Here is a 326-nt window from a genome sequence, read left to right on the forward strand (position 1 = left end):
ATGTCACCCCAAGGCGTACCGCAACCGGCACAGGCTGGCTGCCACGTGCCCGCCACACCCGCCCAAGCCATTGATTTTACGGGTGCCGCCCACGCTGGCCCAACCTTTGCTCTACGCTTCCTACTCCCTAACAAACACAATAGCCAGGAGACACACCATGCGTTACGCACATCCCGGTACCGAAGGCGCGAAGGTTTCCTTCAAGAACCGCTACGGTAACTACATCGGTGGTGAGTTCGTTCCTCCGGTAAAGGGTGAATACTTCACCAACACGTCCCCGGTGAACGGCCAGCCGATTGCCGAATTCCCCCGCTCTACTGCCGAAG

Annotated in this window: 1 pseudogene; it reads left to right on the top strand. The window is 58.9% G+C overall.

Annotated features, from left to right (window positions below):
* Positions 1–157: 157 nt before the first annotated feature.
* A pseudogene (locus tag GYA94_RS27305) lies at positions 158–326 on the top strand (aldehyde dehydrogenase family protein); the annotation flags it as partial.

Origin of the sequence: Pseudomonas juntendi (genome assembly GCF_009932375.1) — a bacterium.
Taxonomy (GTDB): domain Bacteria; phylum Pseudomonadota; class Gammaproteobacteria; order Pseudomonadales; family Pseudomonadaceae; genus Aquipseudomonas; species Aquipseudomonas juntendi.